Annotated in this window: 22 protein-coding genes; 13 read left to right on the top strand and 9 right to left on the bottom strand. The window is 64.4% G+C overall.

Going from position 1 to position 22082, the window contains the following annotated elements; genetic code table 11:
• Window positions 1-158 precede the first annotated feature (158 nt).
• Window positions 159-2276 (top strand): NAD-dependent DNA ligase LigA, encoded by a 2118-nt coding sequence (gene ligA / locus EA462_RS01780; RefSeq protein WP_124176857.1) that lies wholly within the window; start codon window positions 159-161, stop codon window positions 2274-2276.
• On the opposite strand, the gene EA462_RS01775 is transcribed toward ligA, so the two are convergent.
• From EA462_RS01775 to EA462_RS01765, 3 genes are all read right to left on the bottom strand, one after another.
• On the bottom strand, window positions 2273-3148 hold the full coding sequence (locus tag EA462_RS01775) for an ABC transporter permease (RefSeq protein ID WP_124176856.1): 876 nt from the start codon (window positions 3146-3148) through the stop codon (window positions 2273-2275). The genes ligA and EA462_RS01775 overlap by 4 nt on opposite strands.
• Complete coding sequence (locus EA462_RS01770; protein WP_124176855.1) at window positions 3145-4071, bottom strand: ABC transporter ATP-binding protein; 927 nt, start codon at window positions 4069-4071, stop codon at window positions 3145-3147. Before EA462_RS01770 ends, EA462_RS01775 begins: the two co-directional genes overlap by 4 nt.
• An 89-nt stretch (window positions 4072-4160) precedes the next feature.
• The gene (locus EA462_RS01765) at window positions 4161-4430 is read right to left on the bottom strand and encodes a hypothetical protein (RefSeq protein ID WP_124176854.1); all 270 of its coding nucleotides are present in this window, start codon (window positions 4428-4430) and stop codon (window positions 4161-4163) included.
• A 184-nt stretch (window positions 4431-4614) separates the two neighbouring features.
• On the opposite strand from EA462_RS01765, the gene EA462_RS01760 reads away from it, so the two are divergent.
• The 4 genes from EA462_RS01760 (at window position 4615) to EA462_RS01745 (ending at window position 9599) form a co-directional block, all read left to right on the top strand.
• Window positions 4615-5805, top strand: coding sequence for an FIST signal transduction protein (locus EA462_RS01760; RefSeq protein WP_124176853.1), 1191 nt, complete (start codon window positions 4615-4617; stop codon window positions 5803-5805).
• Window positions 5805-7055 carry an ATP-binding protein gene (locus EA462_RS01755; protein WP_124176852.1) on the top strand — a complete coding sequence of 417 codons (1251 nt, stop codon included), beginning with the start codon at window positions 5805-5807 and terminating at the stop codon, window positions 7053-7055. The genes EA462_RS01760 and EA462_RS01755 overlap by 1 nt, the downstream gene beginning before the upstream one ends.
• 106 nt (window positions 7056-7161) lie before the next feature.
• The gene (locus EA462_RS01750; protein ID WP_124176851.1) at window positions 7162-7809 is read left to right on the top strand and encodes a hypothetical protein; all 648 of its coding nucleotides are present in this window, start codon (window positions 7162-7164) and stop codon (window positions 7807-7809) included.
• An 8-nt stretch (window positions 7810-7817) separates the two neighbouring features.
• A complete protein-coding gene (locus EA462_RS01745; protein WP_124176850.1) occupies window positions 7818-9599 on the top strand; it encodes an excinuclease ABC subunit C in 1782 nt (593 codons plus the stop codon).
• 111 nt (window positions 9600-9710) lie between these two features.
• Here EA462_RS01745 and EA462_RS01740 read toward each other — a convergent pair whose 3' ends face one another.
• The 3 genes from EA462_RS01740 to EA462_RS01735 form a co-directional block, all read right to left on the bottom strand.
• A complete protein-coding gene (locus EA462_RS01740) occupies window positions 9711-10481 on the bottom strand; it encodes a hypothetical protein (protein ID WP_124176849.1) in 771 nt (256 codons plus the stop codon).
• 277 nt (window positions 10482-10758) lie between these two features.
• Window positions 10759-10887 carry a hypothetical protein gene (locus EA462_RS17675; protein WP_279386999.1) on the bottom strand — a complete coding sequence of 43 codons (129 nt, stop codon included), beginning with the start codon at window positions 10885-10887 and terminating at the stop codon, window positions 10759-10761.
• Between the two features lie 4 nt (window positions 10888-10891).
• The gene (locus EA462_RS01735; protein WP_124176848.1) at window positions 10892-11500 is read right to left on the bottom strand and encodes an IMPACT family protein; all 609 of its coding nucleotides are present in this window, start codon (window positions 11498-11500) and stop codon (window positions 10892-10894) included.
• 195 nt (window positions 11501-11695) lie between these two features.
• Between EA462_RS01735 and EA462_RS01730 the strand changes: the two genes are divergently transcribed.
• On the top strand, window positions 11696-12088 hold the full coding sequence (locus EA462_RS01730; protein WP_124176847.1) for a DUF7522 family protein: 393 nt from the start codon (window positions 11696-11698) through the stop codon (window positions 12086-12088).
• Window position 12089: 1 nt separating this feature from the next.
• Here EA462_RS01730 and EA462_RS01725 read toward each other — a convergent pair whose 3' ends face one another.
• Window positions 12090-12593, bottom strand: coding sequence for an amino acid-binding protein (locus EA462_RS01725; protein WP_124176846.1), 504 nt, complete (start codon window positions 12591-12593; stop codon window positions 12090-12092).
• 198 nt (window positions 12594-12791) lie between these two features.
• On the opposite strand from EA462_RS01725, the gene EA462_RS01720 reads away from it, so the two are divergent.
• The 3 genes from EA462_RS01720 to EA462_RS01710 all read left to right on the top strand — a co-directional run bounded on the left by EA462_RS01720 (window position 12792) and on the right by EA462_RS01710 (window position 16467).
• Complete coding sequence (locus EA462_RS01720; RefSeq protein WP_124177177.1) at window positions 12792-13340, top strand: (2Fe-2S)-binding protein; 549 nt, start codon at window positions 12792-12794, stop codon at window positions 13338-13340.
• 2 nt (window positions 13341-13342) lie between these two features.
• Window positions 13343-15646: a xanthine dehydrogenase family protein molybdopterin-binding subunit gene (locus EA462_RS01715; protein WP_124176845.1), complete on the top strand. Its 2304-nt coding sequence runs from the start codon at window positions 13343-13345 to the stop codon at window positions 15644-15646.
• Between the two features lie 74 nt (window positions 15647-15720).
• The gene (locus tag EA462_RS01710) at window positions 15721-16467 is read left to right on the top strand and encodes a hypothetical protein (RefSeq protein WP_124176844.1); all 747 of its coding nucleotides are present in this window, start codon (window positions 15721-15723) and stop codon (window positions 16465-16467) included.
• A gap of 96 nt (window positions 16468-16563) precedes the next feature.
• On the opposite strand, the gene hisB is transcribed toward EA462_RS01710, so the two are convergent.
• Window positions 16564-17154, bottom strand: coding sequence for an imidazoleglycerol-phosphate dehydratase HisB (hisB, locus tag EA462_RS01705; protein WP_124176843.1), 591 nt, complete (start codon window positions 17152-17154; stop codon window positions 16564-16566).
• A 340-nt stretch (window positions 17155-17494) separates the two neighbouring features.
• Between hisB and EA462_RS01700 the strand changes: the two genes are divergently transcribed.
• Window positions 17495-17761 carry a hypothetical protein gene (locus tag EA462_RS01700; protein ID WP_124176842.1) on the top strand — a complete coding sequence of 89 codons (267 nt, stop codon included), beginning with the start codon at window positions 17495-17497 and terminating at the stop codon, window positions 17759-17761.
• Between the two features lie 82 nt (window positions 17762-17843).
• Window positions 17844-19373: a TrkH family potassium uptake protein gene (locus EA462_RS01695; protein WP_124176841.1), complete on the top strand. Its 1530-nt coding sequence runs from the start codon at window positions 17844-17846 to the stop codon at window positions 19371-19373.
• 169 nt (window positions 19374-19542) lie between these two features.
• Here EA462_RS01695 and hisA read toward each other — a convergent pair whose 3' ends face one another.
• A complete protein-coding gene (gene hisA / locus EA462_RS01690; protein WP_124176840.1) occupies window positions 19543-20274 on the bottom strand; it encodes a 1-(5-phosphoribosyl)-5-[(5-phosphoribosylamino)methylideneamino]imidazole-4-carboxamide isomerase in 732 nt (243 codons plus the stop codon).
• Window positions 20275-20407: 133 nt separating this feature from the next.
• Between hisA and EA462_RS01685 the strand changes: the two genes are divergently transcribed.
• Entirely contained in the window at window positions 20408-21574 is a 1167-nt protein-coding gene (locus tag EA462_RS01685) for an inorganic phosphate transporter (RefSeq protein ID WP_124176839.1), read from the top strand.
• Between the two features lie 51 nt (window positions 21575-21625).
• On the top strand, window positions 21626-22051 hold the full coding sequence (locus EA462_RS01680; protein WP_124176838.1) for a universal stress protein: 426 nt from the start codon (window positions 21626-21628) through the stop codon (window positions 22049-22051).
• The last annotated feature ends 31 nt before the right edge of the window (window positions 22052-22082 follow it).

The raw sequence follows: 22082 nt of genomic DNA, 5'->3' as shown, positions 1-22082 counted from the left end.
CCGATAACGGCTACGTGCGTAAAAGGCGATTGAACCGGGTCGAGACGGTTTCGGCTGGTGTGACCTCGAGACGGTTCCGGCCGGTGTGAATTTCCTCTCCGGGCACGCTCGAGTCGGCGGCCTTTAGGATCGGCGCGTTCGATCACGAACCGACAGCAATGCCAGCCGCCGATGAGCCCGACGAGAACCCGTACCTTCGCGATCCCCCGACAGCGTTCGAGCCGGTCGAAGAGCTTTCCGACGCCGATGCGACGCGACGGGTCGTATTACTCCGCGAGGCGATCCGCGAGCACGATCGTCGGTACTACGTCGAGAACGATCCGGTCATCGCTGATCGGCGCTACGACGCACTCTTCGAGCGGTTGATCGAGCTCGAGGACGCGTTCGATCTCAGCCACCCCGAGAGCCCGACCAGACGCGTCGGCGGCGAGCCGCTCGAGGCGTTCGAGACGGTCGAACACGTCGCCCCGATGCTCTCGATCGACCAGAGCGGCGAGGCCGTGGACGTCCGCGAGTTCGACGAGCGCGTCCGCCGGGAGCTGCGCGAAAGCGGGCACGCTGGCGACGTCGACTACGTCTGTGAACCCAAGTTCGACGGCGTCTCGATGGCGTTCGTCTACGAGGACGGCCGACTCGAGCGGGCCGTCACTCGCGGCGACGGGCGCGAGGGTGACGACGTGACCCGGAACGCGCGGACCATCGGCTCGGTTCCACAGAAACTCCACGGCGAGCATCCCGATTTCCTCGCCGTCCGCGGCGAGGTCTACATGCCCAGGGACGCCTTTCAGGACCACAACCGCGCGCGGATCGAACGCGGCGAAGAGCCCTTCGCGAACCCGCGAAACGCGACCGCCGGCACCATCCGTCAGCTCGATCCCTCGATCGTCGCCGACCGGCCGCTCGAGGTGTTTTACTTCGACGTACTCGCGGCGAGTCACCTGGAAGAGACCCACCGCGAGGAACTCGAGCGGTTACGGGAGTACGGTTTGCGGGTCACCGACCACGTCGCCGTCGTCGACGACGTCGCCGCCGCCATCGACTACCGCGACGACGTGCTCGCAGAACGCGACGAGCTCCCCTTCGAGGTCGACGGTGTCGTGATCAAAGTCGACGACCGCGACGCCCGCGAGGAGCTGGGTCGAACGGCGCGCCACGACCGCTGGGCGTTCGCCTACAAGTTCCCGGCCCGCGCGGAGGTCACGCCGATCGTCGACGTCGCGGTCCAGATCGGCCGAACCGGGCGGGTGACGCCCGTTGCACTGCTCGAGCCGGTCGACGTCGGCGGCGTCACCGTCTCGCGAGCCAGCCTGCACAACCCCGAGGAGATCGCGGAGACGAACGTCAACGTCGGTGACACCGTCCGCGTCCAGCGTGCGGGAGACGTCATCCCCTACGTCGAAGCGGTCGTCGAGAAGGCGAGCGATGGTCACTACGAACTCCCAGAGAACTGTCCCGTCTGTGAAAGCGCGATCGAACGAGACGGGCCGATGGCGTTCTGTACCGGGGGCCTGGCCTGTGACGCACAGCTCCGGCGCTCCATCGAGTACTACGCGGGCGACGCCGGTCTCGATCTCGAGGGATTGGGCGAAACGAGCGTCCGCCAGCTCGTCGACGCCGGCCTCCTCGAGTCGATCGCTGACCTCTACGAACTCGAACTCGAGGAACTGACCGCGCTCTCCGGCTGGGGCGAGACGAGCGCCGAGAACCTGCTCGGTGAGATCGAGGCGAGCCGCGAGCCGCCCCTTTCTGACTTCCTCTCGGCGCTCGGTATCCCCCACGTCGGGCCGACGACGGCGCGCGAACTCGCACGCGAGTTCGGAACGTTCGCCGCGTTCAGGGAGGCCGCCGAGTCCGCACCGGACCGACTCGAGGACGTCGACGAGGTAGGCGAGACCGTCGCCGAGACGATCCACGAGTTCTTCGCCAGCGAGGCCAACGCGGCGGCGGTCGAGGACGTACTCGCATACGTCTCCCCGCAGGCGCTCGAAGCGGACGACGGCGGCGACGAACTCGACGGTCTGACGTTCGTCTTCACCGGTTCGCTCGAGGCCGGCACCCGGAGCGAAGCACGGGAACTGGTCGAATCCCACGGCGCGAACGCGACCGGAAGCGTCTCCGGGAACACGGATTATCTCGTGGTCGGGACGAACCCGGGTCAGACCAAACGCGACGACGCCGAGGACGACGACGTCCCGATTTTAGAGGAAGGGGAGTTTCGACGGCTGCTTTCCGAGGCGGGAGTGGATCCCGAGACGGCGTCGGACGACTCCCGCTAGAGATCGACCCGATCGAACCGATAGACGGCGACCGCCGTCGGAACGACGATCCAGAACAGCAACACTACGAGTGCGAACCAGTCCGTCAGGTAGAACGGAACGGCGTCGAACATCGTCTCGAGCATGGCGACGGTCTGGCCGTCCATCTCGGCGACGGAGGTGACCAGCGAGAGAACGGACGTGTAGGCCGTTCCGGGATCGAGACTCTGGTAGAAGAGGACGGCCTGGGCCGTGTTCTCCCCCTGTGGGAGGTAGTCGAGAGCCATCAGGAGGGATACGGCGCCGACGACGGCGTCCCAGACGATGTAGAACAGGACGAATACGGCGAAAACGGCGGCCCCGGCGATCGTCGTCGACCGCGTCAGCGACGAGACGGCGATGGCGATGGAGGTGTAGGCGATGCCGTAGAGGATCGATACCGCGAGCAGGCCGGCGTAGTCCGTCACGTCGAAGCTTCCGAGCATCGCAGCGACGATCGCGCCAGCGAGTGTAAAGCCGATGAGCAACGAGACGGACAGAACCGTCGACCGACCGATCAGTTTTCCGAGGATGACGTCAGTCCGTGAGTGCGGGAGCGAAAGCAAGACCTTGATGCTCCCCGACTCGCGTTCGCCCGCGATGGCTTTCCACCCCAGTATCAGGGCGATCAGGGGAATCACGAGCCGGGTGATTTCGCTGACGTAGCCCACGAGCGCCGCCGTCGTTGCACCCTGTGCTGCGATGTCTTCACCGAAGTACGCGAGAAATCCGGTGACGGTGACGAGCAGCGTGAAAAAGAAGACGCTCAGTCCCCAGAACACCCACGATCGGATCGAATCTCGGAAATCCTTGGTCGCGATTGCCCGGACGCTTTCTACGTCGACCGAACTCATCGCGCTTCCACCTCCCGGTCCGTGGTGTACGACCGGAAGACGTCGTCGAGCGACGCCTCGGTCGTCGAGAAGTCCTGTACGTCGATCCCGCGATCTTCGAGTTCGGACAGGACCGCCGTCTTCGAGCCGTCGACCTGAACGACGATCGTCGGCGGCGCGTCGCCGTCGACGGACGCACTCGAGACGTCGGGCAGCGACCGGACCGCCTGAACCGCGTCGTCGTCGATCCGATCGACCGTCACTCGGAGGCTCTCGCCGCCGCTGACGGAGTCGCGAAGCCCCTCGACGGAGTCGACGGCCACCATCTCGCCCTCGCGGAGGATACCGACGCGGTCACAGACCGCTTCGACCTGTTCCATGATGTGACTCGAGAAGAAGACGGTCGCGCCGCGTTCGTTCTCCTCGCGGACGATTCGGCGCATCTCGCGTGCGCCGTTCGGGTCGAGTCCCGTCGAGGGTTCGTCCAGAATCAACAGTTCGGGTTCACCGACGAGTGCCATCGCGAGCATGAGTCGCTGGGACATCCCCTTCGAGTAGCCGCCGGCTTTCTTGTCGATCGCGTCGTGCAGGCCGACCCGTTCCAGGTGGGTTTCGGGATCCTCGTCGACCCCTTTCGAGTCGATCGCGAACTCGAGGTGCTCTCTGGCGGTGAGGCGGTCGTACGTTTCGACGCCTTCGGGGAGAACGCCGGTTCGAGCCCGGATCTCACGACTGCGTTTCTGGGCGTCCATTCCGAGCACCGACACTCGGCCGGCCGTCGGTCGGATAAAATCCAGGATGACGTTGATCGTCGTCGACTTTCCGGCACCGTTCGGGCCGAGAAACCCGAACACTTCCCCCTCTTTCACCTCGAAGGAGAGTTCGGAGAGCGCGAGCGTCCGACCGTAGGACTTGGTCAGACTGTCGACTGTCATAGCGGGCATGCCTGTGTGCAGACGCCGTTTCCCGATAAGGTTTGCCACTCGAGGCCGATAATATACTGCTGACCGGGGCGGGAAGAAACCGAAATCGGCTAAATCTTCTCGTCCGGTCCGTATCGCTGTGCGGTCCGTTCGACCTCCGTGACGTAGCGCTCTCGCGTCCGCTCGTCCCGGACCTCCTCGAGATCGTCCTCGGCGACGTCGACGGCGGCGGTAACCGGTGATCCGGTCCGTAACGCAGCCTCAGAGCGCTCCCGCTGGTGATATCGCGTCCCGTCGGGAGTCGCGTAGACGATGGTCACGACGTTTCGATCACCGAACTCGCGTTCGACGAGCCAGCATCGCTCGCTCGAGTCATCCATACTCGGCCCTTGTCGGTCGATCCCCGAGAATGTACCGCGTTTCGGCGATGGCGTCTCGAGTCACCACCGTCGCCGGTCGCCGACCGGGACGCGATCTGCGGTATACCCTCGGCGTGGTGTCGGTTCACGAGATACGGTGTTGACCAACCAAACATTCAATTAGGGTGGTCACGCACTTTCTTGCATGTCCACATCCGTTAGTACAGCACTGGTAACTGACTCGGAAGGAAATCCGGGTAAACGAGCGGCGACAGAAGCCGTGGCACAACTTCCGGGGGAACGGGTGGACTTCTGCCAGGTCTTCTGTCCGGTCGAACACGATTTCGAGCGGGTTCTCGGGGGAATCCGTGACGTCATCGGATCCGATGCGAACCTGATCGGCTGTTCGGCCAACGGCTCGTTCACCCAGGATGCCGTCGGAAGCGGTGTCGCCGTCGGACTCGTGACGAGCGATACGCTCTCGTTTTACACCGGTCTCGGGACCGGCCTCCGCGAAAACGTCTCTCGAGCCGTCCGCGAGGCGATCGGGAACCTGCCGGAGCAGGTCAACGACCATCCGTACGCGGCGGCGATCACCCTCCACGACGGGCTCAGCGGCGTCGGGGAGAAACTCGCACTGATCAGCCAGCAGAAACTCGGGCCCGAAGTATCGATCGCCGGAGGCTCCGCCGCCGACGACCACCAGCTCGAGGCGACGTACGTCTTCCACGACGACGAGGTCGTCGAAGACGGGGTCGTGATGGGACTGATCGGCGCACAGCAGCGCCCGGTCGTCGCGGTCGAACACGGCCACGAGCCGCTGTCGGAGCCGGTCGAGGTGACGCGTGCCGACGGGCCGATCGTCCACGAACTGGATGGTGACCCCGCCTTCGAGGTCTGGAAGGACGCCGTTCGCGAGACCGTCTCCGAGGAGTTCGACGTTCGGATCGACGATCTCGACGCAAGCGAGACGCTCCTTCAGGAGATCCTCTGTGAGTTCGAGTTCGGCATCGACCAGGGAAGCCAGTACAAGATGCGCTGGCCCTGGATCGAGGACGAAAACGGAGCCATGCACTTCGCCGTCGACATTCCCGACGGAACGGTGTTGCGGGTGATGCACGGCCGGCCCGATGCCCAGATCGAATCGGCGGGCGAGACGGTCCGTCGTGCGCTTCAGGATGCCGGCGACGTGACGATGGCTGGCGGATTCATCTATGACTGTGCCTGTCGTGGCATCGTCCTCGGAGACGAGTTCGAAACCGCCGTCGAGGAGATGGCACGCGAGCTCTCGGTGCCGTTCGTCGGCTTCGAAACCTACGGCGAGATCTGTATGGGTCCCGGCCAGTTCAGCGGCTATCACAACACGACGACCGTTGCCCTCCTCCTCCCGGAGTAATGGACCACGACGAACTCGTTTCGACGTTCGGTCAGACCGTCGGTATCGAAAAGGCGCGATCGCTGATCCAGCAGACGCTCGCCGAGCTCGACATATCCCCCGCGGAGTCGTACTCGAGTCACGAAGTCGCGGATATCTGCGAGACGATCGGCCACAGGACCGACGGCTATCTCGAGATCGTTGCGACCGAGATTCAGGCTCGTGAGAAAGCCCACCGGCGGTTCGATACGCTCGTCGAGGAGATACCCGATCCGGTGGTGACGGTGTCGTTCGACGGCTCGGTACCGACCGTCACCGGTCTCAACCCGGCGTTCGAGGCGACGTTCGGTTACGGGACCGAGGTGATCGGCAGATCGCTCCCGGAGCTGATCGCCCCCGAGGATGCGGATTCGGAACCGGTCGACGTCTGGTTTCGGTCCGATACCGACGGCGGGGTAGAGGTCGATCGGTTGACGGCCGAGCGCGAACGGCGAACGTTCATCTTTCAGCCGGTCATCGTTTCGGGTTTCGACGGCGAGATCGAAGGTTACGGGGTGTATACGGACATCACGGATCGCAAGCGACGCGAACGACGGCTCACGCGCCAGAACGAACAACTCGAGCGCTTCGTCAGCGTCGTAAGCCACGACCTTCGAAACCCGCTGACCGTCGCACAGGGAAACGCCGAACTCGCTCGCTCTTCTCTATCGGATTCGGACGCAGCCGAGCACCTCGAGGAAGTTATCAGCGCACAGGATCGGATGGAGTCGCTCATCGACGATCTGCTGGCGCTCGCCAGCCAGGGACGGATCGTCGACGATCCGGGTCCGGTGAGGCTGACGAACGTCGTCTCGAAATCCTGGCACTACGTCGAGACGGCGGATGCCCGACTCGTCGAGGAGTTCTCGGGCGACGTTACGATCGAAGCGGACGGCGACCGGCTCTGTCAGCTGTTCGAGAACCTGTTTCGCAACGCGATCGAACACGGACGCGCCGACGATCCCGTGACCGGTGAGCCGACGGTGACGGTTCGCGTCGGCTGGGACGAGGGCGTGTTGTTCGTCGAAGACGACGGACCCGGCGTTTCGGCGGACGAACGCGAGGAGGTCTTCGGACACGGATACACGACGTCACAGGAGGGGACGGGGTTCGGCCTCGCGATCGTCGACGCGATCGCTGACGCACACGGCTGGACGATCGACCTCGTCGACGGCCGGGTCGGCGGAGCCCGGTTCGTGATTCACGGGGTATCGGTCGTTCGAGTTTCGTGATTTTTGGCGAAACAGTCGTACCGGCTTCGTGATTCGGGCGGGCCCTGACGTACTTATCCCCGGCGACCGATTCTTCGTACCGAAGCCGACTCCGAGGGAACTTCCGATGTCGAGATCCTGGACCGACCGCGTCGATCAGCTCCTGTACGACGGCGAACGCGTCGAGCGGCGGGTCGAGTGCGGTCGAGCGACGGTGTTCGTCACGACGCACCGCGTTCTCGCGTTCGAACCAGACGAGGTCGGTTCGGCCTACCGCCACGTCGATCGACCGAACGTCGCGAGCGCGACTATCCGAACCGACGGCGCGACCCGCCACCTGCTTCGAGCCGGCGGTGGCGCGATCGTCGGCGTCTCTCTGCTCGGCCTGCACCTGCTCGTCAGTTTCGCAGCCCTCGTCCCGAGTGCCGATCTCGAGCAGCCGGACGCCCGGACGGACTCCGGCGGGGCCGTCGTCGGAAACGCGATCGAGACCGTCGAAATCCTGTTTCGGATGATCGACCTCGCGATTCTCGCGAGCGGCCTCCTCGCGATCGCGGTCGCCGCGGGCGGTGGTCTCCTCTACGCGCGGTCACGAGCGCGTCGACTCGTACTCGAGGTTCGCGGCGACGACGACATCGCGTTCGCCGCGGACGAAATCGACGACGTCGGAGCGGTCGCGCTCGAACTCGAGGACGCGATCCGACCTGATTCCTCCCTCGAGGAGATCACACGCGACGACGCCGATGGGTCAGGCTCAAAGCCTCCGACTCCCTAGGGCCGTCGATGAACGCTGACGGGGTTCGCGAGCACGCGCAGTCGCTTCCGCGAGAGCCGGGCGTCTATCAGTTCCAGGAGGGTGAGACGACCCTTTACGTCGGGAAAGCCGTCGATCTTCGGAGTCGGGTTCGATCGTACGCCGACCCGCGGAGCGCCCGGATCGGTCGGATGGTCGACCGGGCGGACGGGCTCGAGATCGCCATCACCGACACCGAAACGCAGGCGCTGTTGCTCGAGGCGAACCTGATCAAGCGCCACCAGCCTCGCTACAACGTCCGACTCAGAGACGACAAGTCGTACCCGATGGTTCAGCTCACCGACCACGACGCGCCGCGCATCGAACTGACCCGCGATCCGGCCGAGTCCGCGACGGTCTTCGGACCCTACACCAGCGTGAGACAGGTCGAAACGGTCGTGAAGGCCCTGCGGGAGGGATACGGCGTTCGGGGCTGTTCGGACCACAAGTACGAAAACCGGGATCGCCCCTGTCTCGACTACGAGATGGGACTCTGTAGTGCCCCCTGTACGGGCGAGATCGACCGGGAGAGCTACCGCGAGGACGTCACCGCCGTCGAGCGCTTTCTCGAGGGCGAGACGGGAGCGCTGGCCGATCCACTGCGTCGGTCGATGGAGACCGCAGCGTCCCAGCAGAACTTCGAGCGCGCGGCGAACCTTCGAGATCGACTCGAGGCCGTCGAGGCCTTCCACGGCGAGGGCGGCGAAGCGGTCCAGTCGGTCGGTGACGAGCGAACCGTCGACGTTCTCGGGGCGGCGATCGAAGGCGAGTCCGCGACGGTCGCCCGCCTGCGCGCGGAGGACGGAAAACTGGTCGATCGGGATCGACACACGCTCGAGACGCCGGGCGTCGACGGTGCGGACGGACCGGTCGGAGGCGTCGCAGGTGCAGGCGGCGAGCGCGGCGGCGTTCCCGCGGTTCTCGCGGCCTTCCTCGTACAGTACTACGCAGAGCGCGAACTCCCCGACGCTCTCTTGTTGCCCGAACGCCACGGCGACGACGAGGTGACGGCCTGGCTCGAGGCCGAGGGCGTTTCCGTTCGCGTTCCGGGCGCGGGTCGGGAGGCAAAGCTCGTCGACCTCGCGCTGAAGAACGCCCGGCGAAACGTCGGCGGGCACGACGAGTGTGGCATGCTCGCGGACGCACTTGAGATCGGCGCTGCCAACCGAATCGAAGGCTTCGACGTGAGCCACGCCCAGGGAAAAGCCGCGGTCGGGGCCAACGTGACGTTCGTCGACGGCAGCGCCGAGACGGCCGACTACCGGCGCAAGAAGCTTCTCGAGCAGAACGACGACTACGACAACATGCGCGAACTCCTCGAGTGGCGCGCTCGCCGCGCCGTCGAGGGCCGCGACGACCGGCCCGATCCCGACCTGCTGGTGATCGACGGCGGCGAGGGTCAACTCGAGGCCGCGCGGTCGGCGCTTGCGGACGTCGGCTGGGACGTCCCCGCGATCGCGCTGGCCAAGGCCGAAGAGCGCGTGACCACGCCCGATCGCGAGTTCTCCTGGCCGTCGGACGCACCCCACCTGCACCTCCTTCAGCGCGTGCGCGACGAGGCCCACCGCTTTGCTGTCCAGTACCACCGGACGATCCGCGACGAGGTGAAGACGGTTCTCGACGACGTGCCGGGAATCGGACCCGAGACGCGAAAGCGGCTGCTCGGCCGGTTCGGAAGCGTCGAGAACGTCCGCGAGGCGAGTCTCGAGGATCTCCAGAGCGTCTCCGGGATCGGAGAGAAGACGGCCGAGACGATCCATTCGAGGCTGTAGCAGCCGTCGGGAGCGCGATTTCGCCACGGCTCGAGAGATCGGGCAATGAGCGCACGCTACTCGGGGGCTGTTTCGTCGGACCTTTCGTCAACTGTCAACAGCGGCCATCCCTCACCGGTTCTGCCTACCGGTGTCGGAGACGTGGAACCGTCGAGAGAGGCGAACAGCGATGAACAGGCTACCGAACGGAGCGACGTACGTGAGGAGGAACCGAAGTCCGCTCTCCGCCGTCGAGGGCTCGTCGACCTCTCTCTCCTGATAGACGCGATAGTACGTCTCGTCCTCGAGTCTGATCGGAGTCTCGGGGACGTCGACCTCCGCTGTGGTGGTTGTCGTCCCCTCCCGTGCAGTTTCGGCAACGACGGATGGGGCCCTGTCACCGCCGAGCGACACCCAGTAAAGCGCGTCTTCGGGAGCAACGGGTTCGAGCGTCATATCGACTCGATACATCCCGTCCTCGCGCTGTGCCGAGGTGTTGGGGGAGTACGATGGCTCGTAGACCGTGTTCTCGATCTGGACGTACCGGTAATAGTCGGCCTGAACGACGGACGGTACCGAGGTACTGTTCGGGTTGGTCGCGTGAATTCCCGTTGGAATCGCCCCTTCCTCGAGGAGGTGTTCCTCGAAGGTACAGGCGCGGATATCACCGCCCCATCCGGCACACTCGATCGAATCGCTAATCGGCGTTCTATGAGGGGCCTCTTCCGGATCCGCGTACTCGATTCCGGCGTCAGTCGTCGTCACTTCCGCTCGATCGTACGTGTACGCCGGGTCACCAACGCCCACTGCACCGGCCCACAGTGGTGCGGTGAGGAGGCTGAGTGCGAGCACACCGAGGAGGATATCGCGCGGGAGGGGCGCGCTGATTTCGGGGACGGGCATAAATCGATATCATAACACCAATCTTATAGCTCTTGTCAGAACAGAATACCCAGCTGTCGCTCCCGTCAGTGCTCGTACGGACCGCTATACCGTGTACGGCCACTTCGCGGACAGTAGCGAACTTTTCGGCTCGAGGACGCTTCCGTCGGGGACCACAGAGTGGATTCGCTCGAGCCGATCGCCGGACCGAGGACCCCGACCATCGAGCGTTCAACAGTTATTACTTCGACTTTCAAAGTATAGGCTAATAAACCCTCTACGGCCAACTTCACGCGTATCATCCGCACGTCCTCGAGGCCCAGATGCTCGAGACGGTCGATCCGATCTCCGGGCTCGAGACGATCGATCCGATCTCCGGGCTCGAGACGATCGATCCGGCCTTCGAGTGGGGGCCATCCGCGTGCAACCGATCACGCGAGGTCGGCCCGACCGCTGGTCGCGCTTCGAATCCGGTCCCGTAGAGATGCGCTCTCCGCGATGGGGACGCGAACGGTAAAGGAGACGTCGGCTTGATACTCCCCGTCGAACTCGTAGCCCTCGCTTTCCAGGACGGATCGGACCGTTCCCGAGTCGTCGTAGGCGACGGTGACTGAGACGGTTTCGTGGGGACGGCGCTCGACGATTCCTGCCGCCTCGACCGCGTCTTTCACCGCTCGGGAATACGCCCTCACGAGGCCGCCGACGCCCAGGTTTGTGCCGCCGTAGTAGCGGGTGACGACGACCGCACAGTTCTCTAGATCCTGCCGTGTGAGGACGTTCAGTGCCGGTTTTCCGGCCGAACCGGAGGGCTCGCCGTCGTCGCTCGAGTACTCCCGAAGGAGGTCGCCGTCGGCATCGGCTCGAACGCGATACGCGGGGACGTTGTGGGTCGCGTCGGCGTACTCCGTCGCGACGGTTTCGACGAACTCCTCGGCGGCATCGACGGAATCGACGGGCCGGGCGTGGCCGAAGAACTCGGAGCCACGGACGACGAACTCGGCCGTTGCTGGTTCCTCGAGCGTCCGATAACTTCGGCTCACGGCCCGCCACCGCGGCCGGATTCGATCACGCCGTTCTCGTCGGTGAGCCCCCCGTCTTCGACCATACCGGCCGTACCGTCGCCTCGAAAAAGAGCGCGTCGGTCCCCCGGCCCCGGAGCCGACGTCGTTCCGCCCAAACGGGGCAGATAGTATCGATCCAGTATACTATTGTGCCTACAAATGCTAACCAGTGACATGGGTCGCGAATCGATCGAGGATGCGTTTGCGGACGAACTGATCAGCGCCTGCCGAACCGCCGTCGGGGACGAACTGCGGAGTATCACCTACTTTACCGACGAAACCGTCGATCAACTGTACCTCCGCTCGGATCTCGAGCAGACCGCGGATCTGATCGGCTTCGCTGATCACGAGCGCCTGGGCTTTCGCTCGCAGTCGGCGTACCGAAACACGCAACTGGGCGAGTACGGCGCGACGATTCGCATGTTCGAAAACGGCTACCTGACGCGGATCATCCGGGGCGATCACGGCGTCTGGGTGACGGCGGATTCGCTCTCGATGGAGCGGTTCGAGGAACTCACGAGCGTTCTCAGGTCGCTCCTCGAGGTCGACGGCTCGTCGGACGAGTGAGCTACTGAATCTCGATCTTTCGGACGTACTCCAGATCTCGGATCTGGGTGATGACGTCGCCCGGAAGGTTATGATCCGTAATGAGGTAGAGCTTCGGCTCGTCGGTGAACTCGGGATCCTCGCTGATCGCCTGGCGGATCGAGATGTCGTTGTCGGCAAGCGTCCCGGTGACGCCGGCGACGATGCCCTCGCGCTCGGGATCGGCAACCGCGATCGACAGCACGGTGAGATCCAACACGGGTGCGAGATCCATCAGACTCGGCACCTGCGAGATGTTCTGAAAGATGCGGCGGAGTTCGGGATCGGCAAGGATTACGTCCGTCGTCGAGTCGACCACCCGTCGGTCGACGTCGATCTCGCGGGCGATTCCCGTGTTCGGTATCTCGATCCCGCCCGATACCACCCGTCCGTCGTCGTTGACGGAGAAGCCGCGCTCGAGCAACAGCCGAATAACGGCCTGTTGGCTCGGAGACCCCTCGAACTTCTCCATGATCTCGTCGAACACGGTTCGTGTTTCGTGATTGATCCCAATAGCATTTCGTTCTATTTTCTCGCCGGTCACCGGCGCAGCTGTGAGCGAGTCATCAAAATCGCGATGACTGTCCTCTCGCGGCTAAAAAAGTGATAAAGGACTGATCGTGGTGGCTTCCTCGTGCCATTCGAGGCCGACGTGATCCGACGCGGCTCGGGTGGGACGACAGACATGAGCGAACACGAGTACAACGCGGCGAGTCCGGGAGCGTCCCGTTCGCTGACCGACGGTGTGAGCGTACAGGAAACCGAAAACCAAGAGGGGATCGACTTCAGCATAAACGGGAACGCGGTGTCGTTTTCCGGCGATCCGGAGAAGCCGCTTCTCTACGTCCTTCGAAACGACGCCGGCCTGAACGGACCGAAGTTCGGCTGTGGCGTCGCCCAGTGTGGCTCCTGTGAAGTGCTGGTGGACGGCGAAACGGTAATCTCGTGTACGACGCCCGTCGAGGACGTCGCGGAAAGCGAGGTGACGACGACGCGAGGGCTCGGCACGAGCGACGATCCCCATCCGGTACAGGAGGCGTTCATCGAGGCGCAGGCGGCCCAGTGTGGCTACTGCATACACGGAATGATCGTCGAGGCGGCCGCCCTCCTCGAGGAAAACCCCGATCCGTCCGACGAGGAGATCGACGACGCTCTCGCGGACAACCTCTGTCGGTGCGGGACCCACGACGAGATCAGAACCGCCGTCAACCGCGCGGCCGAGGAGATGAACTGATCATGTCCGAGAACACAGCACTCTCGAGGCGGCGATTTCTCCAGGGCAGCGCGCTCGTCGTGGCGTTCAGCCTCACCTCGCCCTCGACCACGGCCGTCGCGAGCGCACAGGAGGAGCTTCCCGGCAGTCTCGAGGACACGCCGGAGCTGAACGCCTGGATCGCAATCGAGGACGACGCCACCGTGACGGTGTACACCGGAAAGGTCGAACTCGGCCAGGGGATCAAAACCGCACTTGCCCAGATCGCGGCCGACGAACTCGAGGTCGAATTCGGTCGAATCGATCTCGTCACCGCGGCGACCGAGACGACGCCCGACGAGGGATACACCGCGGGCAGCCAGTCGATGGAAGACAGCGGGACGGCCATCACGTACGCCGCGGCACAGGCTCGACGGATCTTGCTCGAGTCGGCAGCGGAGGAACTCGGGGGAGAGCCGGGCGAGCTCTCCGTCGAGGACGGAACGATCACCGACGGCGGCGGAAACGAGATCACCTACTGGGACGTCGTCGAGGACGAGTCGTTCGCGACGGACGTTTCGGCGGATGTCGAGACGAAACCGCCCGACGAGAAGGCCATCGTCGGGAGTGAGCGAGCGCGCGTCGACATTCCGGGCAAAATATTTGGCGACCCCAGCTACGTCCAGGATCTGCGCCGTCCATCGGACGCTCGCGGCGGTGCCGACATCCAGGGCGAGGACGAGGGCGAGGATCGGGAAGACGTCGGTTCCGAAGAGCTACTCCACGGACGTGTCGTTCGACCGCCCGGCTACGTCGCGGAACTCGAGTCCGTCGACGAAGAGGAGGTGGCCGAGATGGACGGCGTCATCGAAATCGTCCGCGACGGAGACTTCCTCGGCGTCGTCGCGCAGACGGAGTGGCAAGCGATTCAGGCGATGGAAGAGCTTCGAGACGGCGCCGAGTGGAACGTCGAAGACAGCCTGCCCGGCCGCGACGACCTCTACGATCATCTCCGCGAGGACACGCAGGACGACACCGTCGTCGAAGAGGACGGCGACACGGAGGCGGCCCTCTCGGATGCGGCCGAGACACTCGAGGCCGAGTACCGACGGCCGTACCAGATGCACGCCTCGATCGGTCCCTCCTGCGCCGTAGCCGAGATCGTTGCGGACGACCAGGAACGGGTTCTCAACGTCTGGACCCACAGCCAGGGCGTCTACCCGCTCCAGGAAGCGCTCGAGGAGCTCGTAGAGGCCAAACAGATCGACGAGGTCAACTGCACCCATCTGGAGGGATCGGGCTGTTACGGCCACAACGGAGCCGACGACGTCGCCGGTGACGCCGCGATGCTCACTTACGCCGTCGAGGGACAGCCCGTCCGCGTCCAGTGGATGCGCGAGGACGAAAACCAGTGGGAACCACTCGGCTCCGCGATGCTGATGGAACCCCGCGCTGGGCTCTCCGACGACGGTACGATCGTCGGCTGGGAGTACGACGTCTGGAGCTATCCCCACTCGACGAGACCGCCGGGACAGCCGCTGCTGGCGGGCATGTACCGAGAGGATGCGATCGAGACACGCGAGAACTCACCCATTCCGCTTCCGACCGGCGGCGGCACTCGAAACTCGATCCCGCTCTACGAACTCGAGAACACGCAGATCACGCACCACTTCCTTCCGGAGCCGGACGTTCGCGTCTCGGCGCTTCGCGCCCTCGGCGGCTACGCGAACGTCTTCGCGCTCGAGTCGTTCGTCGACGAACTCGCACACGCCGCCGAAACGGACCCGGTCGAGTTCCGTCTCGAGCACATGGCGGACGAGCGAGCCAGGGACGTCATCGAGACGGCGGCCGAAGAAGCGGGGTGGGCCGATCCGGACCTGAACGACGATCAGGGGATCGGGATCGGCTTCGCCCAGTACAAGAACCTCTCGGCGTACGCCGCCGTCGTCGTCGAGGTAACCGTCGACTCCGACTCGGGCGAGGTGACCGTCGACCGGGCCGTCGCCGCCGACGACTCCGGAGAGATCGTCAACCCGATCGGCGTTCGACAGCAGATCCGCGGCGGAATCATCCAGTCGGCCAGCTGGACGTTGCTCGAGGACGTCGATTTCGACGCACAGGGCGTCACCGACACCGACTGGGGATCGTATCCGATCCTGACGTTCCCCGACGTTCCCGACGTTCACGTCGAGCTGATCGATCGGCCGGGCGAACCGTACCTCGGAACCGGCGAGGCCTCCCAGGGCCCGACCGCCGCCGCGATCGGAAACGCGGTGTACGACGCTGTCGGCGCTCGAGTCCGCGAAATCCCGATCACTCCCGATCGCATCCAGGACGCACTCGACTGATCGAATTCGCGGCGAACTCGAGGAACGACCACGTCTGACTGACGTTTTTAGGGGATCGGAAACAACCACCGGTCATGCGCGGACTTCGAAGCTGTGATTTCTGTGACGGCGACGCGGCGGGGACCTTCGAAGCCGTCCCCGCCGAGCTCGAACCCGCCGAAGACGAGCGGCGACGGGTCGTCCTCTGTCGAGACTGCAAGGGACGCCTCGAGACCGTCCTCGAGCCGTTGCTCGCTCGCCTCGGGGTGGACGACGACGAAACGGCCGCTGGATCGACAGCCAACGAAGACGCCGGGGCGTCCACTGCTGGCTCTGAGCCCGCTTCCACCGGGGACTCGAGGACCGGAATTACGTTCGAACGCGAGGCTGGCGCGGCCGCCGAAGACGAACCGGCCGGCAAACGCGAAGGGGCGGACGACCCGGGAGCGGGCGAGGCGGAACAAACCGGGATCATGACCCCCGAGTCCGAGGAGGCCGGTTCCGGTGAGTCAGACGACGCCGGCTCAGACAGCGACCCCGCGCCAGAACCGTCCACTCGAGACGAACGCGCGACGGGGTCCGACTCCTCAGCACGGACCGAATCCGAGACTGCGGTGGATGCCGACTCGAGCGGCGACGACGGTCGGCTACGAGCGCCGCAGACGTACGCCAAAACCATCCGTCTGTTGCGAAACCGCGAGTTCCCGATGGAGCGAACGGCCGTCGAAGAACTGGCCGCCGGCGCGTACGACCTCGAGACTCGCGAGGCCGAAGCGATCGTCGATCACGCACTCGAACGCGACGAGTTCAGCGAGCGCGGCGGAACGCTCTATCGATCGTAGCGGAACTCGGCCTACTAGCGGAACTCGGACTATTCGCACCACAATTTTGAGCCGGTCGTCGAACGTCTCGATCGCGAGCGATACGACGACCGGCGGTCACTCGAGCGTTCCTTTCGTACTCGGCGTTCCCTCTCGGCGGTCGTCGACTCGGGTCGCGTCGTCGAGGGCGCGCGCGAGCGCTTTGAACAACGCCTCGACCTCGTGGTGGGCGTTCTCGCCGTCGACCTCGAGGTGGAGCGTCAGGCCGGCGTTCATCGCGAGCGACTCCCCGAAGTGTCTCGCCATATCGCTCGTAAACCCGCCGATTTCGTCCTGGGAGAACGTCCCCTCGAAGTAGTATCGTGGACGACCGCTGACGTCGACGACGGCCCCTGCGACGGCCTCGTCCAGCGGGACCCGTCGGTCGGCGTACCGGACGATCCTCGACCGATCCTCGAGCGCCTCGTCGATCGCCGTCCCGAGGACGATCGCGACGTCCTCGACCGTGTGGTGATCGTCGATCTCGAGGTCGCCGTCGCAGTCGATCTCGAGGTCGAACAGCCCGTGTTTGGCGAACGCCGTCAGCATGTGATCGAAAAAACCGATGCCGGTCTCGACCGTGGCTCTACCGTCACCGTCGATCGCCACCGCACACTCGATCGACGTCTCGGCCGTCTCCCGCGTCACTGTCGCCGTTCGCTCAGACATATCGGATCGATCTCTCCCCCAGTACAAGGAAATTGCGCTCGCCGCCGCCGTCGAATCCGTCCGCCGCTCGAGACCGCGGCCGATGAGACTCGGAGCCACCGGTCCGCCGGCTGTGTTCGTTCGACGGCGCGTTGACCGTAGATCACAGCACGCGTGAGACTGTAGTATCACCAGGCGGAAGTAGATCCGCCGATAAAACGTCTCCTCCGTTCTAGAAGGGTCTCAAAACATCGGTTGGTGGTGGCTACCGGGCTGAAATAGGGTGAAACTGAGCCAATATTCGTCTCGTTATATGCTATCCGCAACGAATGTCGGTTGTACGAAGAGGTCGCTCGACTCGATGTCAAACCACTCTCCACTCCCCAACGAATCTATCGGTCCGTCCAGCCCCGACGCGGACCCACAGGGCGAGGGACGTCCCCTCCGTCGCTCGCTCAAAGGGCCAGCACAGTTCCTCTCGTTCTGGGTCGCCATCGCGCTCCCGTTCGTCCACGTCCCCCTCCTCTCGCGGGGACTCGGTGACCCTCGCGTGACCCTCGCGTTCTTCACGCTGCTGGTTCTCAACGTTCTCGCGCTGTACGTCGGCCACGGCTACAACCGAGAGTGAGTTCGGGTCCACGAACCCGCGGTGAGGGTGCGGTCGTCTCCGAACCGATTATCTCTGTTCCGCTCACAGAAGCAATCAACCGATGAGAGTTCGCGTCGACTGGCGCTCGAGTTGCAGCCTTACCGGGACCGTACTCAAGTGGTTGTCCGTCCCGCTCGCAGCACCTGCACTGCTCGCCGTCCTCGACGGCACCGATCCGCTTCCGTTCCTCATCGCGATGGCCGTCACGATCGTTTCCGGACTCGCCCTCGAGCGTCTGAGCGACGATCCCGACCTCGGTCAGCGCGAATCGCTCCTGATGGTCGCACTCACCTGGTTCGCCGTCGCAATCGTCGGTGCGATTCCGTTCGTTCTCGTCGGGCTGGGCGCGGACGGAAACTCGTCGTTTTCGGGAGTCGTCAACGGTCCCGTCAACGCGTTCTTCGAGAGCATGAGCGGCCTCACGACGACGGGGGCAACGGTGATGAACGCCTGGGATTTCGAGAACCAGTCGCGTGCCACCTTGCTCTGGCGACAGCTCATCCAGTGGCTCGGCGGACTGGGGATCTTGATCGTTGCCATCGGATTGCTCTCGCATCTCATGGTCGGTGGTGCTCAGTTGATGGAGACCGAAACTCAAACCAGAAACGTCCGCAAACTCCGGCCGCACATCTCCGAGACGGCGCGGCTGATCTGGCAGATCTACGTCGGCATCACCGTCCTCGCCGTCGCGGTCTTCTATGCGCTCTACCTCCTCGGACTCGCGCCGAACATGACGCTGTTCAACGCCGTCTCCCACGCGTTGACGAGCGTCGCGACGGCCGGCTTTTCGCCCGAGGCAGAAAGCATCGGCGCCTTTTCACCGATCGTTCAGTGGTCGATTATGCCGTTCATGATCATCGGCTCGACCAACTTCGTGCTTCTGTACTATCTCTCACGGGGCGAGTTCACCCGACCGTTCGAATCCGAAGAGCTTCGATTCTATCTCGGAACGCTCGTCTTCTTCGGCGTGGTCGTCGTTTCCATTCTCGCGTTCGATCCCGAAATCGACATGGGACTCGAGGCGACGGTTCGCCACGGGTTGTTCAACGTCGTCTCGCTGGTGACGACGACCGGCTACGCCTCGACGAACTTCGATCTCTGGACGCCCGGCGCGAAACACGCGCTGTTCCTGTGTATGTTCCTCGGCGGGATGGCCGGGAGTACGACCTGTTCGATCAAGTCGCTTCGCTGGCTGGTCGTCTTCAAGGCGTTCCGTCGGAACCTCTTTACCGCGATCCATCCCAACGCGGTTCGTCCAGTGCGCGTCAGCGGTGGCGTCGTCGACGAAGAAACGATCAACGACATCTTCGGCTACGTCATGCTCGCCCTCGTCATCTTCTTTGCGCTCACGATCTTCCTCGTCGTCGACGCCGCTCGAGCGGGCGAGTTCGTCAGCGAGTTCGAAGCGCTCGGAGCCGCCGCCTCGATCTTCCTGAACATCGGCCCCGCGTTCGGAATGGCCGGTCCGATGGACAACTACGCCGGCTTTCCGGCCAGCTCTCGAGCTATCATGATCGTCATGATGTGGATCGGCCGGATCGAGATCGTTCCCGTCCTCGTACTCCTGTTACCCGCGTTCTGGAAGTCGTAATCGCGTGTGAAAGGCTTCTCGGGGGCTGTTCCTCCTGATCTTGTGTTCATCCCTGACGCTCGCGTTCTGGTACTCCTCTCGCTGGCGCACGCTGGGTCGCGGTGAACGACGGTGAGCCGCGACGTGACGACGTGCGAGGGATGAGCGACACCGATCGAACACTCGCGAACTATTCGTCGACTACGGCCTGTGCCTCCGCGAGCGAAACCCTCCCCTCGTACAGCGCACTCCCGACGACGACCGCGGCCGCGCCGGCATCGGAGAGCGCCCGAACGTCCTCGAGGGTCGCCACGCCGCCGCTCGCGATCACCGGAACGTCGGTTGCTTCGACCAGCATCCGAACGGGCTCGGTCGCGACGCCCTCGAGTTTGCCTTCGACGTCGACGTTCGTAAAGAGGATCGCGCCGGCACCGAGTTCTTCGTACCGTTCGGCCGCCTCGACGGGCGAGATACCCGCCCCTTCGGTCCACCCCTCGACGACGACCTCGCCGTCTTTCGCGTCGAGGCTGACGACGACGCTGTCGGGGTGCTCCGCGCTGATCTCGTCGACGATCTCGGGTGTTTCGACCGCCGCGGTTCCGAGGATGACGCGGTCGAGCCCGCGCTCGAGCAGCCCCGTGGCGTCCTCGACGGTTCGAATCCCACCGCCCAGTTGGGTCGGCACGTCGACGGCCTCGAGGACCGAATCGATCGCCTCGGCGTTCCCCCGCTCGCCGTCGAATGCACCGTCCAGATCGACAAGGTGAAGGGTCTCGGCACCGGCATCGATCCAGCGCTGGGCGGCCTCGACCGGGTCGCCGTACGTCCGCTCCGTGCCGCGTTCGCCCTGGACGAGCTGAACCACTTCGCCGTCCTGTACGTCGACCGCAGGTATCACCTCGAACTCCGGAAATGCAGTCATGGCCGAACGCTGGTCGAGCGTGCGCCTAAAGCCACCGACTTCGCCGGCCTCGAGTGGTGGACCTGAGATAATCGAGATAACGTATCCGTAGGGCCCAATACCTATTTCAGGCGGACAGTCGTATCGTCGGCCGATGGTGGAAACCCTTCTTCTGGTCGGAGTTGTGGCCTCCGTTTTCGTGGGGTTCAACATCGGCGGATCTTCGACGGGGATCGCGTGGGGGCCCGCCGTCGGTGCTGGGCTCTTGCGGAAGACGACCGCGGCCGGACTCATGACGTTTTTCGTCTTTCTCGGCGGTTGGACCGTCGGACGAAACGTCATGGAGACGCTGAGCGAGGGCATCATCCACATCGAAATCTCGCTGGCGGCCGGCGTCGCCGTCCTGTTTTTTATCGGGATGGGCATACTCGTGGCGAACGTCTTCGGCGTTCCCGTTCCGACGTCGATGACCACCGTCGGGGCGATCGCGGGACTCGGCCTCGCGACGGATACGCTCAACTTCGAGACGATCGGCTGGATCGTCTCGTGGTGGGTCGTCACCCCGATCATCGGCTTCTGGGTCGGTGCGACGATCGGGCGGTACGTCTATCCGGAGCTCAACCGACGCTTCGAGATCACGTCCACCGAGGGGCCGCTCCTCGTCTTTTCCCCGGCCGGCTCGAGGCTGCCGATCGGATTCGGACCGAACACCACCACGCAGGAACTCGCGGGAACGATCGTCGTCTTCGTCATCGGCTGCTATATGGCATTCAGCGCCGGCGCGAGCAACGTCCCGAACGCCGTCGCGCCGCTGGTCAGCAGCGACGCGCTCGAGCCGAACACCGCGATCATCGTCGCGACGATCGCCATCGGACTCGGTGGGTTTACGATCGCGCGCCGAACGATGGAGTCCGTCGGCAGCGAACTGAGCGACATTCCCCTTCTGGCGGCGCTGATCGTCATGATAACCGCCTCGACGATCACGACCACCCTCTCGTGGATGGGCATTCCGATCAGTCTCGTGATGTCCTCGGTGATGACGATCGTCGGCCTCGGCTGGGGACGTGCGACCCGTCCCATCACGGCTCGCGAGGCGATTCGCGGGAGTTCGGACGCGGAGATCGCCATGGGGGCGCTGACGGCCGAACCCGAGGCCCCGGTCACCGAAATCGGCGCGGAGGAATCCGAATCGGCGCTGGATGCGGGGGATCTCTTCAACCCGCGGGCCGTCATCAAGTACGTCTCGATGTGGATCATCGGCCCGTCGATGTCGACGCTACTCGCCTACGGCTTCTTCAGCATCTTCCCCTTCGTGGGATGACTTTCAGAATCCGACCCGGGCGTTTATTCGCTCCCCTCGCGTAGAACGCGTATGATCTCGCGCGCCCTCGTTCCGATGGACGGCTCCGCCATGAGCGAGCAGGCCCTCACCTACGCGCTCGAGGCGTATCCGGACGCCGAGATAACCGTCTTGCACGTCGTGGGCGAACCGTCGCCGCTGTGGGGTGAGGCGACGGGACTGGCGCTTGCGGACGATCTCGAGGAGACAGTACAGGATCACGCACAGTCGACGTTCGACCGTGCACGCGAACTCGTCGCGAACGCCGACGGCGACGCGGACGTAGAGACCGTCGTCGAACTGGGCCATCCCGTTCGTGCGATCCTCACCCACGCCGACGACTACGAGACGATCGTGGTCGGCGCTCATGGCGGATCGATATCCGATCGCCTGTTCGTCGGCAACGTCGCGGAGAAAATCGTCCGTCGGTCACCGGTTCCGGTCGTCGTCGTTCGGTGATCGATTCCGGTCCGTCCCCTCCCCTCCCCGC

It is taken from the genome of Natrarchaeobius halalkaliphilus, assembly GCF_003841485.1.
GTDB classification, from domain to species: Archaea; Halobacteriota; Halobacteria; order Halobacteriales; family Natrialbaceae; genus Natrarchaeobius; species Natrarchaeobius halalkaliphilus.
Note: the sequence above shows the minus strand (reverse complement) of the source record. Positions and strands in the feature narration are given on the sequence as shown.